Genomic DNA, 16,103 nt, shown 5'->3' with positions numbered 1-16,103 from the left:
TTTCTTAGGCAGCCAACCGTTCGGTCAGCTGCAGGATGTCGTTGATTTCTGTCGGAGTGAACACGCCAAGAATGCCCTGTGGGTGGATGACGGTGAAGGGCGCGTTGATCAGGTCTTTCTTTTCGACCTTCTCTCGCTCGATGATGAAGTTCTTCAACAGGTTGAGAAACTCCATCTGCCTGACGCTGAGCGTGGTGTGGGCGCGAATGAACTGGTCAAAGGCGGCTCTGACCTCGTCCGGGAAGGTCTTGAGTGGCTCAATGCCCAGGATGTGGCGAATGAACTGGATGAAGCGCGCCTTGCGGTTCTTGTAGACCTGACGCAGGAGGTCTTCGGTGATGTGCGGGTGCTCTTCGTGCAGCAGGTCGGCCAGTTGGCTGGCTTCCTCAGCGCTGACGGGTTCGCCGTTCTTGATTTTCTGCAGCACCGGGTTGTGGTCTGTCAGCTCCGTGACCAGGGCCTCGACCATCTCGCGGTAGCGGGTGATGCTGACCGACTCGTGTTGAGGGCCAAACTCCACTCGCTCCTTCTTGTGTAGCTCATCGGCCAGATCGAGGTGGGTTTGTTCCTGCCCCGTGTTGTGTTCCCGGAACTTCATCAGCGGGCCGAGCTTGGCGACCAGTTCATCAAAGACATCGTCGTCGGCCTTGGCCCAATAGTGGTTGGTCTGGGCGGCGCGGATGAGGGCTTCTTCCTGCTTCACGAAACTGACCGACAGGGGCAACTCGCTGATCTGCTCGACGATGCCTGCTTTGAGGGTTTCGGCCTGTTCCTTGTCTTCGCTGAGAATGGCGAGGGAGTACTCCAGCACGTCGCGCTCAAAGCGCATGGCTTTGAAGTCGGCTTCGGAAACGGTGCGAAACAGCGGCTTGATTTCTGCGCGAAGGAAGTCCAGCCGGTCGTGGTTGAGGCTGATCCAGAAGTTCTCGTCTTGTAGCCTCGCCAAAGCGGCAGCGGCTTCCTTGATGACGATAGACTCTTTGGGCAACGCTGCAATCTGCGAGCGCAGTTTGGCAACTTCCCGTGCGGCAATGTCTTCATGGCCACTGTCGTTGGCCTTTTCGATCTTGTCGAGGCGCAGACCGACCAGCCGCACCGGCAGCGACAACTGTGGCTTCAGCTCCTTGCCTTTGGGGTTGAGCTTGAAGTACTCGAAGTTGTCCCAGCAGTCGAGGATAAGAAACACGTCTTTCTCAAGGCACCACGGTTTGGGCTTGTTCGTTTCGAGCAAGCGCGTACCACGCCCGACCATCTGCCAGAACTTGGTGTACGAATACACCGGCTTGGCGAAGACGAGGTTGACGATTTCTCGCACGTCGATGCCTGTGTCGAGCATGTCCACGCTGATGGCGATGCGCGGCATGTCGTTGTTGGTGAATTGATCGAGCAAGCCGCCTTTGCCGTAGACGCGCGGATCGTCTGACACCATGACCTTGGCCAGCTCGCCGTGGTACTGGGGATAGAGCTTGTCAAAGATCTCTTCCATGCGTCGGGCGTGGGCCTTGGTGGCACAGAAGAAGATGGTCTTGCCTGGCAGAACACCGTTCGCGTCCTTGATGGACTCTTCCATGAACTCGCGGACTATCAGGGTGTTGGTGCCCTTGTTGATGACCTGCTTTTCGAGTTGCGACCCTTCGAAATTGATTTCTTCAACGTCCTTGCCTTGCAGGATCAGCTTCTTCTGGTCTTCCAGCGAAATGGTGCGCTTGCTGATGCCCTCCATCTGGAACTTGGTCTGGATCTTCATGACCTGGAAGTTGGAGAGATAGGGCGGGACGTTGTTAACGGCCTCTTCGTATGTGTACGCAAACGTCGGGATGCCGCTTTCGCAGTGAAACAGCTGAAAGGTGTTGTGGTCGATCAGGTCCGTGGGAGTGGCGGTCAACCCCAGGGTGATGGTCTTGAAGTAGTCGAGGACCTCTCCAAAGGTGTTGTAGATGGAGCGGTGGCTCTCATCGACCACGATGAAGTCAAAGAAGTGAGGCGATAGGTGCTGCGCCTCGTCTCGGATGATGTTGAGCATCGTCGGGTAGGTCGCGACATACACCCGGCGGTCTTTGGCGACCAACTTTTCACCTAGGTTCGGCCAACGTGGCTCGTTGGGCATGTGCTCTTTGAAGGCCGCCAGGGCTTGCTCGCGAAGGGCAATGCGATCCACCAAAAACAGCACTTTCTCGGCATGCCCGGCGCGCATCAGGGCATCGACCAGGGCAATACAGGTTCTTGTCTTGCCTGTGCCGGTGGCCATGACCAACAGAAAGTCCCGCTTCTTTTGCTCAATGCCTTCGAGCACTGAACGGATGGCGCGGATTTGATAGTCGCGGCCCGCAATCGAGGTGTTGATGAACTCGTGCGTCAGCGGCTTGCGGTTGCGGCGGATGTACGAGAAGCGCTCCAGGTCATCGCGCGTTGGAAATCCCACCACCTTACGGGGTGGAGCGTTCTCCAAGTCCCAGAAGTAGGTGTCGTGACCGTTGGTGTAGAAGCAGAATGGCAGTTCGCCCCCCACTTGCTTCTGGATGTTGTAGCAGTACTGTTTGGCCTGCTCCCTGCCCAGAGCTGCGTCTTTGCTGGTTCGTTTGGCTTCAACCACCGCCAATGGTTTGCCATCCTTGCCAAGCAACACGTAGTCGCTGAACTGATGGCCTTCGTAAGGGGTGCGTGGCTCTTTGACACCGGGCGCCAGGCCGACCGTGATGTCGAACTCTTCAATGACCTGGGTTGGGTCTTTGACGTTCCAGCCCGATTGGCCAAGGGCCTTGTCGATCAGCGCTGACCTGGTGGCCGCTTCTGAGTGCGTCATTTATCAGTCTTGATTGGTTCTTGAGAGCTGGAACGCTATTGTCAGGTCGCCGCTGAGGCAAGGCGAACGGTCCAATGCCCGCCATTTTCCTGCTGCACCTTGAGCAGGTCGTAGGTCTTGAGCATGTCAAGCAGCCCCGAATGGCCGTAGTTCTTGGGCGAGAAAGATGGGTCTGCACGCTTTAGATAGGAGCCCAGACCACCGACGCTGACTTTTCCTTCCGATGTGTCCGCCGCCAACAAGGTTACTGCCTCGACGACAAACATCGGACGTTGCTTCGCCGCTGGCTTGGCCGAGTCAGGTTTTGCCGACTCCACCTTGGCAGCGACTTTGGGTAGCTCGGCTGCTGGTTCAGGCTTCACCCACTCAAAGAACTGGTCGCTCGCGTTACGCAAGGCGTCCGGGCTCTTGGCTTCGCCCACGATGTGGACCGTGGCGCCGCGCTCTCTCAGCTTGCGGCAGAGGTAGGCAAAGTCGGAGTCGCTGGTGACGAGGCAGAAGGTGTCGGCCCGGCGGTCGAACAGGGCTTCGATGGCGTCCAGCGCCAGCGCGATGTCGGACGTGTTCTTGCCCGCAGCGTACTGGTATTGAAGGCAGGGTGTGAAGGCGAGGCGGACCAGCGCTTCCTGCCACTTGTTGGCCAGGGTGCTGTGGTTGCCGTAGCCGCGGCGCAGCACGACGCGGCCGAACTGCGCGACGACGCGCAATGCGTATTCGAGGATTTCAGGGGTGGTGTTGTCACAGTCCACCAGGACGGCGACGCGCGATTCCTGATCTGCGCCGTGGTGATTGTTCGCCATCTGAGAGGGCCTCCCTCGGGTTTGAGGTTTACATCATAGGCAGCGTCTACACCGTCTTCCGCTGCTCGAACCCGCTCAGCGCGTCCTCATCTTCCAACGCCGTCACCACCACCCCATCCACCCGCGCCATCTCCGGCCCGCGCCGAGCCCAGTCGATCAGCGCCTGCACCGCCTCGGCCGGGCCACAGGCCAGCGCTTCCACACTCCCGTCCCGCCGATTGCGCACCCAGCCACTGACGCCCAGCGCGGTCGCCTGCTGCGCCATGTTCCAGCGGTAGCCCACACCCTGCACGCGGCCGGTGATGCGCAGGTGGCGGTTGGTGACGGCTTGGGTGCTCATGGGGTTTCGGGCAGCGGCAGCGCCGACGCGGGCAGGCCGAACACCTTGTCGAACGCCAGGTTGAAGACGAAGGTGTACACGAGGAAAAACGCCGAGAGGCCAAGGTCCAGCACCAGCGCGTGCCACCAGCCGATGTCCAGCCACCAGGCGAACAGCGGCACCAGCGTGACGATGAAGCCCACCTCGAAACCAATGGCGTGCGCCGCGCGTCGCTTGAAGCTGCGGCCCCGCACCGTCTGGCGCGCTTCCCAGTGTTCGAAGGCGGTGTTGTAGGCCAGGTTCCACACCACGGCGATGACGGAGGACGCGATGGCCGCGACGCCCGCGTGCTGCACGCTGGCGCCCGAGCCGGCGGCCAGGCCGGTGCTGCTGATAGCGATGGCGATCAACTCGAACAGGGTGACATAGACGACTTTGCGGCGGATGCCTTGCATGGACGGACTTTGTACGGGGGGGTGTAGGGGCCGCAGGCGCGCGGCTATGCTCCCCCGATTGTGATGTCTGGTCGGAGCGGTTGAATGCTGGATGTGGTCTGTCTGTGTGCCGAGTGGTGCAGTGCCTGTCGGGCCTGGCGGCCGGACTGGGACGCGGTCGCCACGCGCCACCCGCAGCACCGCTGGCACTGGCTGGACATCGAGGACGAGCCGGACCTGATGGACGAGGTCGGACTGGACATCGAGACCTTCCCGACGGTACTGATCGCGCGCGGTGACCGGGCGCTTTTCCTGAGCGCCATTCCGCCGCAGGCGGCGTTCCTGGACAACCTGATCGCGCGCCTGAGCCCTGAGGGCGCGGCACCACAGGGCGTGACGCCCGAAGCCGTCGCGCTGGCACAGCGGCTGGCAGCGCGGGGCGGCTGAGCGCCCCTTTTTCTTTCCCGCAGGCACCGGAACCGGGCGGTCGCATGGGCCGGATCGGGGCGCGCGGCCGCGTTTCACCCCGATGTGCACCTGTCTGATGCACCTGTCTTGCATACAAGGCCTGTGAACTGGCTGGCACGGTTCTGGCAAGAGGGGTCGGCAACCACCTTTGCCCACCATGACCTCCAGCGACATCGCCGACCGCATTGTTGAAGCCATCCTGGCGCAGAAGCTCGCGCCGGGTGCGCGCCTGGGCGAGCAGGCGCTGTCCATGCTGTTCGACTGCAGCCGCACCCTGGTGCGCGAGGCCCTGATGCAGCTGGCCGCGCGCGGCATCGTCACCGTCAGCTCGCGCCGCGGATGGTTCGTCGTGGAGCCTTCCGAGGCCGAGGCACGCGAGGCATTCGAGGCGCGGCGCGTGATCGAGACCGGCCTCATCCGCAGCGCGGCACCGATGGACAAGGCCAAGCTGGACAAGCTCAAGCGCCACATCCGCGAGGAGAAGCAGGCGCTCAAGGGCACGGACGTGGGCCGGCGCAGCTACCTGCTGGGCGACTTCCACGTGTGCCTGGCCGAGTGCCTGGGCAACCAGCTGCTGGCCGACACGCTGCGCGACTTCACCGCGCGCACCACGCTGATCGCCATGCTCTACCAGAGCACGCACGACGCGGCGCATTCGTGCCAGGAGCACGTGGACATCGTCAAGGCGCTCGAAGCCGGCGACACCGCGCGCGCGGAGGCGCTGATGGCCCAGCACATCGGCCACGTGCAGCAGGCGCTGCGGCTGGACACGGCCGCGGCCGACCCGCTAGCCGGGCTGCGCGCCGCGCTCGCCCCCGTTTCGGGCCCGCGCAACGACCCCGACACCCCGCCCTCCCCCACCTACCTAGGAGCTGTTCTATGAAGACCACCAAACGCCACCTGCTTGCCCTCTCGGCGGGCCTCGCCCTGGTCGCCCTCACCGGCGGCGCCCATGCGCAGACCGCGCTGGACGACGTGATGAAGGCCAAGGCGATCAAGATCGCCATCCCGACCGACTTCCCGCCCTACGGCTTTGTGGGCACCGACCTCCAGCCCCAGGGCCTGGACGTGGACATGGCCAAGTACATCGCCGGCAAGCTGGGCGTGAAGGTGGAACTGGTGCCGGTGACGAGCGCCAACCGCATCCCCTACCTGCAGACCAAGAAGGCCGACCTCGTCATCTCCACGCTGGGCAAGAACCCCGAGCGCGAGAAGGTGATCGACTTCACCGTCGCCTACTCGCCCTTCTTCCAGGCGGTGTTCGCGGCCAAGTCGATGCCGCTGGCCTCGTTCGCCGACCTGGCGGGCAAGTCGGTGGGCGTCACGCGCGGCGCCATCGAGGACCAGGAACTGAGCAAGGTCGCGCCGGCGGGCGCCGACATCAAGCGCTTCGAAGACAACAACGCCACCGTCTCGGCCTTCGTCTCGGGCCAGGTACAGGTGATCGCGACGGGCGCCTCGGTGGCCGGCAACATGATGGCCCGCAACCCGCAGCTGAACACCGAGTACAAGCTGCTGCTCAAGGACAGCCCGAACTTCATCGGCGTGGCCAAGGGCGAGGACGCGCTGCGCAGCAAGGTGAACGAGGTCATCCTCGCGGCGAAGAAGGCGGGCGATCTGGACACCATGGCCAAGAAGTGGTTGGGCCGGCCCGCCGGCACCCTTCCTGAATAAGCGCTACTGACGCACACAAAGGACGGGCGCCATGCGCATCGAACTCGACTTCCTGGCCGTGCTGGAGCAGTGGCCGCTGCTGGCCACCGGCGTGGCCTGGACGCTGGGGCTGACGGCCATCTCCGCCCTGCTGGGCGTCGCCGTCGGCATCGCCTGCGCCTGGGCGCGCAGCCACGGTCCGCTGTGGCTGCGCTGGGTGGTGGGCACCTATGTGGAGCTGATCCGCAACACGCCCTTCATCGTGCAGCTGTTCTTCGTGTTCTTCGGGCTGCCGGCGGCGGGCGTGAAGCTCACGCCCGAGACCGCCTCGGTGATCGCGATGGTGGTCAACCTCGGAGCGTACGCGGCCGAGATCGTGCGCGCCGGCATCGAAGCCACCCCCAGGGGGCAGTACGAGGCCGCGGCCAGCCTGGCGCTGAGCAGGGCACAGACCTTTTTCCACGTTGTGCTGCCGCCCGCGCTGCGCAAGGTGTGGCCCGCGCTGACCAGCCAGATCATCATCGTGATGCTGGGCTCGGCGGTGTGCGGCCAGATCGCGACCGAGGAGCTGAGCTACGCGGCCAACCTGATCCAGAGCCGCAACTTCCGCGCCTTCGAGGCCTTCATCGTCGCCACCGGCCTCTACCTGCTGCTGGCCATCGGCGTGCGCGCCCTGCTCAACTGGGCCGGTCCGCGCTTCATCTTCGGCCAGGGAGGCGCCCGTGGTTGACTTTTCCCTCTGGGACATCCTGCGCAACCTGCTGCTGGCCGCGCGCTGGACGGTGGCGCTCTCGCTGGTCGCCTTCATCGGCGGCGGTCTCGTCGGCCTGTTGTTGCTGGTGGCGCGCACCGCGCGCTGGCCCGGCGCCGAGACCTTCGTGTCCGGCTACGTGCAGCTCTTCCAGGGCACGCCGCTGCTGATGCAGCTGTTCCTGGCCTATTTCGGCCTCGCGCTGTTCGGCGTCGACACCTCGGCCTGGGTCTCGGCGGCGCTGGCGCTCACGCTCTACACCAGCGCCTTCCTGTGCGAGATCTGGCGCGGCTGCGTGGCCTCGGTGCCTAAGGGGCAGTGGGAGGCGGCGCAGAGCCTGGCGCTGAGCTTTGCCGAGCAGCTGCACCATGTGGTGCTGCCGCAGGCCACGCGCATCGCCATCGCGCCGACCGTGGGCTTCCTGGTGCAGGTCATCAAGGGCACGGCGCTGGCGTCCGTCATCGGCTTTGTCGAGCTGACCAAGGCCGGCACCATGATCACCAACGCCACCTTCCAGCCCTTCCTGGTCTACAGCTGCGTGGCCCTGATGTATTTCGCGCTCTGCTTCCCCGTGAGCCTGACGGCGCGCCGCCTCGAAAGGAAACTCAATGCCGTCCGCTGAGACCGCCACCCCCATCGTCGACATCCGCGCGCTGCGCAAGTCCTACGGCAGCAACGAGGTGCTCAAGGGCATCGACCTGCAGGTGAAAAAGGGCGAGGTGATCGCCATCATCGGCAAGAGCGGCTCGGGCAAGAGCACGCTGCTGAGGTGCATCAACGGGCTGGAGACCTTCCAGTCCGGCGCGCTGACGGTGGACGGCCAACCCCTGCTGCACGAGGACGCCGCCGCCATGCGCGCGCTGCGCCAGCACGTGGGCATGATCTTCCAGCAGTTCAACCTGTTCCCGCACCTGAGCGTGGGCAAGAACGTGATGCTCGCGCCCGGCCTGGTGAAGAAGACCGCCAAGGACGCGGGCGAGCAGCAGGCGCGCCGGCTGTTGCAGCGCGTGGGCCTGGGCGAGAAGTTCGACGCGTTTCCGGACCAGCTCTCGGGCGGTCAGCAGCAGCGCGTGGCGATCGCCCGCGCGCTGGCCATGGCGCCCAGCGTGCTGCTGTGCGACGAGATCACCTCGGCGCTCGACCCCGAACTGGTGGGCGAGGTGCTGCGCGTGGTGGAGTCGCTGGCCGACGAGGGCATGACGCTGCTGATGGTGACGCACGAGATGGGCTTCGCGCGCAAGGTCAGCGACCGCGTGATCTTCATGCACCAGGGTCGCGTGCACGAAATGGGGCCGCCCGCAGAACTGTTCGCGGCGCCCAAGACGCCGGAGCTGCAGCAGTTCCTCGCGTCGATCCACTGAGCGGCGGCGGGCCGCTCACTCCTGCAGGGTCCACTGCGCCTGGCCCCGGGGGTCGCGCACACCCACGGCGGTGCACGGCCGGCGCTCCACGGACACCGGCCGCCGGCCCTGGGCCAGCGGGCCCAACAGCTGCGAGGGGTGGTGCACGAAGCGCACGGTCTGCGGCGCGGGATCGTCTGTGCGCGCACGCTGCAGCTCCAGGTGGGCACGCTCGAAGGCCGCCACCTCATGCAGGTAAGGATCGTGCGACGGCCGGGCCAGCAGGAAGTCGCAGAACTCGATGGCTTCGGGCAGGAAATAGAAGGTCCTGGGCGGGTGCTGCGCCCAGAAGCCGGACAGCGCCGCCTGCAGCGCCTCGCCCTTGAGCAGGGTGGTGGTCAGCGGCAGCAGGGCCTTGATCTTGCCGAGGCGGAAACCCTTGTGCAGGGTCTGGTTGGTGTCCAGCCCGGTGCTGGCGGCGATGGCGTTCAGCCGGCGGCGCTCCAGCGCGCTCAGGTCCGCGTCCTCCGGCAGGCCCTGCGCCAGCACCGACGCGCGCCACGCGGGCTCTATGACCAGCCGGGCCATCAGCGACTGGAACGTTGCTGCACTCATGCGGCCACCTTGAAGTCAGGTTCGGCTCTGATCGCCCGGTGCGGCTGGCACGACTGCCAGAGCCGCTTCATGCGGCGCAGGTCGGCGCGCACCCGTGCTTCGCCGACCACGTCGAACCACGAGCCGAACAGTTCGAACACCACTGCGCCGACGTTGGGGCAGCGGGGCAGGGTGTGTTCCAGCAGCGCCCAGACCTCGTCGGGCACCGCGTCGCTGTGGGCGTCCAGGTAGACGCCGTCGAGCATCATGCCGCCGGCCACGTGGATCTCGCCCACGTTGGTCAGGTCCAGTTCGTCGATGAAGCCGCGCGCGTCGAAGCCGTGGTTGACCGCGTTGGTGTGCACGTTGTGCAGGTCCAGCAGCAGACCGCAGCCGCAGCGCTCGCACAGCGCGTTGAGGAAGGTCGCTTCGTCCATCTCCGCCTCCGGGATGTCGAAGTACCAGACGTTGTTTTCCAGCAGGAAGGGCACCGGCACCGCGGCCTGCACCTGGCGCACGCGCGGGCGGATGAGGTCGATGGTGGCGAGGTCGCGCGGCAGGGGCAGGGTGATGCCGACGTTGACCGCCTCGCCGCGGTGGTCGGCCACGTGAAAGGCCAGATGGTCGCTGTACCAGGGAAAGCGCAGGCGCTGGTGCCAGCGGCGCAGCTGCTGCAGGTGCTGCGGGTCGAAGTGGGCGGCGCTGCCGATGGACAGGCCGATGCCGTGGGGGATGACGGGCATGCCGCGCGCGATGCCGTCGAGCCAGGCCAGGTGTTCGATGTCGTCGAGGTAGCGCGGCTCGTGACCCGGACCAAGGTCGGTCCACAGGATGTCAGGCACGACCTCGACCATGTCGAAGGCGCCGGCCGGCCGCTCGATCAGACCCCGCAGAGGGGTCTGAAAGGCCAGTCCCACGCCGAGCTTGGGCAGTGGCAGCATGGCGGTTTCCGGCTCAGCGGATGCGGCCGTTGACGATGTCTTCGATCACGAAGCGATCCAGCCCCGACAGGCAGGGTCGGCAGCCCTTGAGGCCCGGCAGTTCCGGGATGGTCAGGGTCTGCTTGAGCACATCGACGATCTTGTCGAAGGGCATGTCGTTGGACAGCGCGAGCCGGACTTCGCGCACCTGCGGCGTCTTCTTGAGGGTGGCCATGGGTCTCTCCTGCGTGGGGGTTGTGCCGCCCCGACGCGGGACGGCTGGGCCATGCTAGGAGCCGACTTCGGAAGGGTCATCCCTCGCCTGAATGAGCAGGGACCGGGTGCGTCATCAAACGGATGGAGACCCGGTCAGCCCGAGGAAGCTGTCGAGGATGTGGAAGTGGTCGTCGTGGAAGCGGTCTTCCATCGCCGCGAGTTCGGCGATGGGCAACCACTGCGCCGAGCGGGCGTCGTCGCTGCCCTGCACCTCGGGCAGCGGGCGCTGGCCGAGATCGAAGTGGTGGGCGTGCGTGATGACGCGACCGCGCGCGCTGCGGTCGGGGTGGTCGAAGACGCGCACGCCCTGGAGCGCGTGGGCGATGTCGCCGGGCAGCAGGTGCAGGCCGGTCTCCTCCTGCAGCTCGCGCAGGGCGGACTGGTACACCGTCTCGCGCGGCTCCAGAAAGCCGCCCGGCAGCGCGAACAGGCCCTGGCCCGGGGCGCGGTCGCGCACGATGAGCAGCACGTGGTCGGCGCACTGGATCAGCGCGTCGACCGTGACAAACACCGGCGGGTAGGGCGCGCTGGCCCACAGGGCCTTTTCCGTGCGCAGGCTGGCCCATTCGGCCGCCAGTTCGCGGTAGCAGGGCAGCTGGGCCCATGCGCGCAGGAAGTGGATGGTCGATGGCGGCACCTGGCTGACCAGGGCCGCCAGCGCGGGCTCCAGCGGGTGGCCGGCGGCGCCAAAGAGCGCGTCGCGCACGGCGCTCGAATGCAGCGCGCCCTGCGAGCCCACGTCGTCGAGCAGCCAGCCGGGAAAATCGTCGAGATAGGTGCTGGTGGCGTCCTTGTGGTGGCCCACCAGCACGGCCTGCCCCGGCGGCAGCGTGCCCAGCTGCGCACGCACGCCCTCGCGCACGGCCTGCACCCAGCGTTGGCCGTCGTAGTGGTCGCGCACCGGCAGAAAGCCCACGCGTGCCGCCTCGTCGGTGCCCAACGCCAGGCGGATCATCTCGACCCGTTCGGCCCAGGTGAAGGGGTTCTTGGCGCTGCGCGCCTGGAAGGCCGAGCCGATGACGACCACCACGCGCGGCGCGAGCGAAAGGGCGCGGCGGATGACGGCAAGCTGGCCCAGGTGCAGGCCCTGGAAGCGGCCGATGCAGACGGCGGCGGCGAAGTGCTGTGAGGTGTTCATGGCGTCAGAAGTGTTGGGCCGCGATCGGCATCTGGCGACCCGAGCCGAAGGCGCGGGCGCGCACGCGGATGACGGGCGGGGCCTGCCGGCGTTTGTACTCGCTGCGCGCGACCATGCGGCGCACGCGGTCCACCAGGGCGGCGCCCTCGGGCTGCAGCAGCAGGCGAGCCACGAAGCGTTCCACCTCGGCGCCTTCCTCGCGCGCGAGGCCGTGGCCTTCGATCAGGTGCTTGAGGACTTCGTCCAGCACCTCGTAGGGCGGCAGGCTGTCGGTGTCCTTCTGGTCGGGCGCGAGTTCGGCCGAGGGTGGCTTGTGCAGGATGGCCTGCGGGATCACTTCGCGGCCGGCCGCCTCGTTGAGGTGCCGGGCCAGCGCGAACACCTCGGTCTTGTAGAGGTCGCCGATCAGGCCCAGGCCGCCGTTGGTGTCGCCGTAGAGCGTGCAGTAGCCGACCGACATCTCCGACTTGTTGCCGGTGGTCAGCAGCAGGTGGCCCCAGGTGTTGGAATATTCCATGAGGATGGTGCCGCGGATGCGGGCCTGCAGGTTCTCCAGCGCCAGGCCTTGCAGGGGCGCGTCGAAGGCCGCTTCGAAGCCGGTGCGGTAGCCCTGCACCAGGTCGGCGATGGGGTGGCGGTGCAGGCGCACCCCCAGGCCGTCGCACAGGGCCTGCGAGTCGTCCACCGAACCCGCCGAGGAAAACACCGAGGGCATGGTGATGGCGGTCACGCGGTCGGGCCCGAAGGCTTCGGCTGCCAGCGCGATGGTGATGGCCGAGTCGATGCCGCCGGACGAGCCAACCACCGCCTGGGTGAAGCCGCAGCGGCGTGCGTAGTCGCGCAGGCCCAGCACGATCTGCTGGCGGTAGAAGGCCATGGTGGGCAGGCCGGCGGCCGGCACCGACGGCAGGGTCTCGCCGCGCGCGCCGCGGAAGCCGCTGGCCTCGAAGCGCAGGGTGCGCACGTCCTCGACAAAGCGCTGCGCCTCGAACACCACGCCGGCTTTGGGTTCCACCGCGAAGGACGCGCCGTCGTAGACCAGCTGGTCGTGGCCGCCGACCTGGTTGACGTAGAGGATGGGCAGGCCGTGGCGGCGGCTGGCGGCGCCGAAGATCTGGTGGCGCTGCTCGCGCTTGCCGATGTTCGAGGGGCTGGCGTTGATGGACACCACCAGGTCGGGCGCGGCGTCGCGCAGCCGTTCGAACGGGTTGACGGCGTAGCCGCTGACGTCGTCGTTCCAGCCGTCCTCGCAGATCAGGAAGCCGACCTGGGCGCTGCCGATGCGCAGCACCTTGGCCACGTCGGGGCCGGGCTCGAAGTGGCGGCGCTCGCTGAAGATGTTGTAGCTGGGCAGCAGCTGCTTGGCGTATTCGAGCAGCACCTCGCCGGCGCGCACCACGCGCAGCACGTTGCGCAGCCGCCGGCCGGGCCCCCCGTGGCCCGCCGGCATGCCGATCACCCAGTGCAGCGCGGGCATCTGGCGCGAGGCCTGCAGCAGCGCCTCGAAGCCGGCGTCCACGCGGGCCATGAAGTGGGGTTCGTCGAGCAGGTCGCCCGGGTAATAGCCGGTGAGCGAGAGCTCGGAGAAGACCACCAGATCGGCGCCGTCGTCGCGGGCGCGCTGCGCGGCCGCCACCATCTTGCGCACGTTGCCGTCCATGTCGCCGATGGTGACGTTGAGCTGGGCCAGGGTGATGCTGATCATGCTGCCTCCGGGGGCACGTTGAACACCTGGCGCAGGTAGGCCAGGAAGGTGGCGTCGTCGCACAGGGTCTTGCCGGGCGAGTCGGACAGCTTGGCCACCGGCTGGCCGTTGGCGCTGGTGAGCTTCATGACGATGTTGAGCGTCTGCAGGCCCACGTCGTTGGACAGGTGGGTGCCGATGCCGAAGCCCAGTTGCGTGCGGTCGCCCAGTGCGCGGTAGATCGCAATGGCCTTGTCCACCGTCAGGCCGTCGGAAAACACCAGGCGCTTGGTGTGCGGGTCGATGCGCAGCTTCGCGTAATGGGCCAGGGCCTTCTCGGCCCACACCAGCGGGTCGCCGGAGTCGTGGCGCAGACCGTCGAACAGCTTGGCGAAGTAGAGGTCGAAGTCGGCGAGGAAGGCGTCCATGCCGACCACGTCGGTCAGCGCGATGCCCAGGTCGCCGCGGTATTCCTGCACCCAGTCTTCGAGCGCGGCCTTCTGCGAATCGCGCAGGCGCACGCCCAGCGCCTGGTAGGTCTGCAGGTACTCGTGCGTCATGGTGCCGATGGGGACCAGGCCGAGGTCGGCGGCCAGCCGCACATTGGACGTGCCCTTGAAGACCTGGGGCAGGCGCGCGCTGAAGGCCTGCACCACCTCGCGCTGCCAGGGTCGCGAGAGGCGGCGGCGCACGCCGAAATCGAACAGCTCGAAAGGGTGGCGCAGCGCGGGTTGCTGCACGAAGGCCTCGATCACACCGATCTTGGCGTCCAGCCTGCGGCGCCCTTCGGCTTCGGCGGCGGCGCGGTCGAAGCGGCGGAAGTACAGCTCATTGACGATGGCCAGCACGAAGATCTCGAAAGCCATGACGTGCACCTGCGGCCCCTTGGCCACGATGCGCAGCTGGTCGCCCTCGGCAAAGGCTTCGATGAAGTTGCGCTGGAAACGGAAGATGCGCAGGAAGTCGACGAAGTCGCTCTTGATGTAGCGCAGGCCGCCGATGTAGCGCAGCTCGTCCTCGCTGAACGAAAGCGCGCACAGCGCGTCCAGCTCGGCATTCACCTCGTCCAGCAGCCGCGTCAGCGGAAAGGCCGGCGGGTTGCGGCAGACGAAGCGGTACTCCGCCTGCGTCTGCGGGTGGCGGTGCAGCATGGTCTGCCACATCGTGAACTTGTAGAGGTCGGTGTCCAGCAGGCTGGTGATGACGGGTTCCATGGCGGCTCCGTGTTCAGGCCTCGGCCTGCAAAAGGGGAAGAACCTCGGCGCAGGTGGCCAGGCGCGCGCCCTGGCGCTGCAGGTCGGCCAGGAAGGACTGGGCCTGCGCCTCGAAACCGGTGACCGGGCTCATCGCGTCGGTCAGCAGCACCAGCTTGTCCAGCCGGCGCGAGGGCAGGTGCTGCGCCAGGTGTTCGACGGTGGCCTTGACGCAGTGGCTGCTGGCCTCGCCCGCGATCACGATGCGCTCGTCCTGGTCGAGGCTGGCGATCAGCGCACGGTTGAGTTGCGTGTCTTCGTCGGCCGCATCGGGCACCTCGGCCTGCAGGGCGCTGTAGTGCTCGGTCCAGGGGTTGCTGCCCTTGGTGACCTTCTGCACCACCGCCAGGCGCCGGTCTTCCCAGCGGTTGTAGGCGGCCTGGACCGCGGCGTGCACGTTGTGGCCCCAGGTGCCGATCTCGCAGTGCACCGGCCAGACCATCAGCGTGTAGCGGCCCGCCTGCTCCAGCGCGTCGAGGTAGGCCAGAGCGCGCGGCAGAGCACCGACGTCGCGGGGCCGGTAGTCGCCCGCGCGGACCTGGGCCGCGGTGATGGCGGTGAACGGATTCACGGTGGCGCCTTCGCCGGTCTGCCAGAAGGTGGGGTGGGCGATGTCGTAGCGCTGGTGGGAGTCGAGCGTGACGACGATGCGGTCGATCCCATCGCCACGAGCGTCGATGAACGCGGCCAGGCGCAGCATGTCGGCGTGGGCACCGTTGACCGGCAGGGCGGGTGCGATGTGGGCATTGCGCAGCGGATCGGTGGCGCGCCAGCCCTCGGGCATGTCGCAGAAGTCGTTCTGCGGGTCGATGATCAACAGGGTGCTGCGGCTGCTCATGGTGTCCTCCTGGGTCGATGGTAGGGGAAGGTGGTGCTGCCATCCACCACATGAGTTGCACAGTGCAACTCATGTGGGTTGTATAGTACAACTAAAATCCGGAGCGTCAAGCCATGTCCCTTTCACGTGAGGTTTCAAGGAGTGTGGACTTCGAGCGGCCGCTGGTGACGGTCGACGTGGTCATCTTCACCGTCGTCGACGATCGGCTGTGTGTGCTGCTGGTGCGCCGGCCCGACGACGAAGACGAGCCCTTTCCCGGCCGCTGGGCCCTGCCCGGTGGCTTCGTGGATGTGCAACAGGACGCCTCGCTGCTGGCCTGCGCCCAGCGCAAGCTGCGGGCCAAGACCGGCGTGGCCTCGCCCTACCTGGAGCAGCTGGGCAGCTGGGGGGATGCAAAGCGCGACCCGCGCGGCTGGTCCAGCACCCACGCCTACTTCGCGCTGATCGCCCGGCCCGCCAGCCAGGAAGCAGGCCGTACACCGGCCGAGTGGCTGCCCCTCGACCAGGCGCTGCGGCGCCGGCTGGCCTTCGACCACAACGTGCTGCTGAACGCCGCCATCGAACGGCTTCGCGGCAAGGTCGAATACACCTCACTGCCGGCCTTCCTGCTGCCCGAGCCCTTCACCCTGCCGCAGCTGCAGCGGGTGTACGAGGTGGTTCTGGACCGCGCCCTGGACAAGAGCGCGTTCCGCAAACGCATGCTGGACGCGGACTACCTCGACGAGGCCGGCCCCGTCACCGGCGACCACGGCCGGCCTGCCATGGGCTACCGGCTGCGCGAGCGGGAACGCGCCACCGTGTTCCCGCGCGGCTTCAAGTCGGGGGAGTGACT

At 66.6% G+C, this 16,103-nt stretch carries 18 protein-coding genes; 7 read left to right on the top strand and 11 right to left on the bottom strand.

Annotated features, from left to right (window positions below; translation table 11 throughout):
- Nucleotides 1-4 precede the first annotated feature (4 nt).
- The 4 genes from RCO38_RS18340 to RCO38_RS18325 are packed head-to-tail and all read right to left on the bottom strand — an operon-like array spanning nt 5 to nt 4,377.
- Complete coding sequence (locus RCO38_RS18340) at nt 5-2,803, bottom strand: type I restriction endonuclease subunit R (RefSeq protein ID WP_308329826.1); 2,799 nt, start codon at nt 2,801-2,803, stop codon at nt 5-7.
- A gap of 41 nt (nt 2,804-2,844) precedes the next feature.
- Nucleotides 2,845-3,603, bottom strand: coding sequence for an NYN domain-containing protein (locus RCO38_RS18335; protein WP_308329825.1), 759 nt, complete (start codon nt 3,601-3,603; stop codon nt 2,845-2,847).
- A gap of 46 nt (nt 3,604-3,649) precedes the next feature.
- Nucleotides 3,650-3,943, bottom strand: a complete 294-nt coding sequence (locus RCO38_RS18330; RefSeq protein WP_308329824.1) for an acylphosphatase — start codon at nt 3,941-3,943, stop codon at nt 3,650-3,652.
- On the bottom strand, nt 3,940-4,377 hold the full coding sequence (locus RCO38_RS18325) for a PACE efflux transporter (protein WP_308329823.1): 438 nt from the start codon (nt 4,375-4,377) through the stop codon (nt 3,940-3,942). Before RCO38_RS18325 ends, RCO38_RS18330 begins: the two co-directional genes overlap by 4 nt.
- Nucleotides 4,378-4,461: 84 nt before the next feature.
- Between RCO38_RS18325 and RCO38_RS18320 the strand changes: the two genes are divergently transcribed.
- The 6 genes from RCO38_RS18320 to RCO38_RS18295 all read left to right on the top strand — a co-directional run bounded on the left by RCO38_RS18320 (nt 4,462) and on the right by RCO38_RS18295 (nt 8,589).
- Entirely contained in the window at nt 4,462-4,803 is a 342-nt protein-coding gene (locus RCO38_RS18320; protein WP_308329822.1) for a thioredoxin family protein, read from the top strand.
- 178 nt (nt 4,804-4,981) lie between these two features.
- On the top strand, nt 4,982-5,707 hold the full coding sequence (locus RCO38_RS18315; protein WP_308329821.1) for a GntR family transcriptional regulator: 726 nt from the start codon (nt 4,982-4,984) through the stop codon (nt 5,705-5,707).
- Nucleotides 5,704-6,498: a transporter substrate-binding domain-containing protein gene (locus RCO38_RS18310; protein ID WP_308329819.1), complete on the top strand. Its 795-nt coding sequence runs from the start codon at nt 5,704-5,706 to the stop codon at nt 6,496-6,498. The genes RCO38_RS18315 and RCO38_RS18310 overlap by 4 nt, the downstream gene beginning before the upstream one ends.
- A gap of 31 nt (nt 6,499-6,529) precedes the next feature.
- Nucleotides 6,530-7,207 (top strand): amino acid ABC transporter permease, encoded by a 678-nt coding sequence (locus RCO38_RS18305; RefSeq protein WP_308329817.1) that lies wholly within the window; start codon nt 6,530-6,532, stop codon nt 7,205-7,207.
- A complete protein-coding gene (locus tag RCO38_RS18300; protein WP_308329815.1) occupies nt 7,200-7,850 on the top strand; it encodes an amino acid ABC transporter permease in 651 nt (216 codons plus the stop codon). The genes RCO38_RS18305 and RCO38_RS18300 overlap by 8 nt, the downstream gene beginning before the upstream one ends.
- Entirely contained in the window at nt 7,837-8,589 is a 753-nt protein-coding gene (locus RCO38_RS18295) for an amino acid ABC transporter ATP-binding protein (RefSeq protein ID WP_308329814.1), read from the top strand. Before RCO38_RS18300 ends, RCO38_RS18295 begins: the two co-directional genes overlap by 14 nt.
- 15 nt (nt 8,590-8,604) lie before the next feature.
- On the opposite strand, the gene RCO38_RS18290 is transcribed toward RCO38_RS18295, so the two are convergent.
- From RCO38_RS18290 to RCO38_RS18260, 7 genes are all read right to left on the bottom strand, one after another.
- Complete coding sequence (locus RCO38_RS18290) at nt 8,605-9,183, bottom strand: hypothetical protein (RefSeq protein ID WP_308329813.1); 579 nt, start codon at nt 9,181-9,183, stop codon at nt 8,605-8,607.
- Nucleotides 9,180-10,103: a DUF692 domain-containing protein gene (locus RCO38_RS18285; protein ID WP_308329812.1), complete on the bottom strand. Its 924-nt coding sequence runs from the start codon at nt 10,101-10,103 to the stop codon at nt 9,180-9,182. Before RCO38_RS18285 ends, RCO38_RS18290 begins: the two co-directional genes overlap by 4 nt.
- 13 nt (nt 10,104-10,116) lie before the next feature.
- On the bottom strand, nt 10,117-10,317 hold the full coding sequence (locus RCO38_RS18280) for a hypothetical protein (RefSeq protein WP_308329811.1): 201 nt from the start codon (nt 10,315-10,317) through the stop codon (nt 10,117-10,119).
- 114 nt (nt 10,318-10,431) lie between these two features.
- The gene (locus RCO38_RS18275; protein ID WP_308329810.1) at nt 10,432-11,496 is read right to left on the bottom strand and encodes a bifunctional nicotinamide-nucleotide adenylyltransferase/Nudix hydroxylase; all 1,065 of its coding nucleotides are present in this window, start codon (nt 11,494-11,496) and stop codon (nt 10,432-10,434) included.
- 4 nt (nt 11,497-11,500) lie between these two features.
- Entirely contained in the window at nt 11,501-13,201 is a 1,701-nt protein-coding gene (locus RCO38_RS18270) for an NAD+ synthase (protein WP_308329809.1), read from the bottom strand.
- Entirely contained in the window at nt 13,198-14,394 is a 1,197-nt protein-coding gene (gene pncB / locus RCO38_RS18265; RefSeq protein WP_308329808.1) for a nicotinate phosphoribosyltransferase, read from the bottom strand. The genes RCO38_RS18270 and pncB overlap by 4 nt, the downstream gene beginning before the upstream one ends.
- 13 nt (nt 14,395-14,407) lie before the next feature.
- On the bottom strand, nt 14,408-15,271 hold the full coding sequence (locus tag RCO38_RS18260; protein ID WP_308329807.1) for a cysteine hydrolase: 864 nt from the start codon (nt 15,269-15,271) through the stop codon (nt 14,408-14,410).
- Nucleotides 15,272-15,384: 113 nt separating this feature from the next.
- Between RCO38_RS18260 and RCO38_RS18255 the strand changes: the two genes are divergently transcribed.
- Nucleotides 15,385-16,101 (top strand): NUDIX hydrolase, encoded by a 717-nt coding sequence (locus tag RCO38_RS18255; protein ID WP_308329806.1) that lies wholly within the window; start codon nt 15,385-15,387, stop codon nt 16,099-16,101.
- Nucleotides 16,102-16,103: the final 2 nt, after the last annotated feature.

The organism is Hydrogenophaga pseudoflava (genome assembly GCF_031020795.1).
Taxonomy (GTDB): Bacteria; Pseudomonadota; Gammaproteobacteria; order Burkholderiales; family Burkholderiaceae_C; genus Hydrogenophaga; species Hydrogenophaga pseudoflava_A.
The sequence above is the reverse complement of the archived record's forward strand: the minus strand, read 5'-3'. Positions and strand labels throughout refer to the sequence as shown.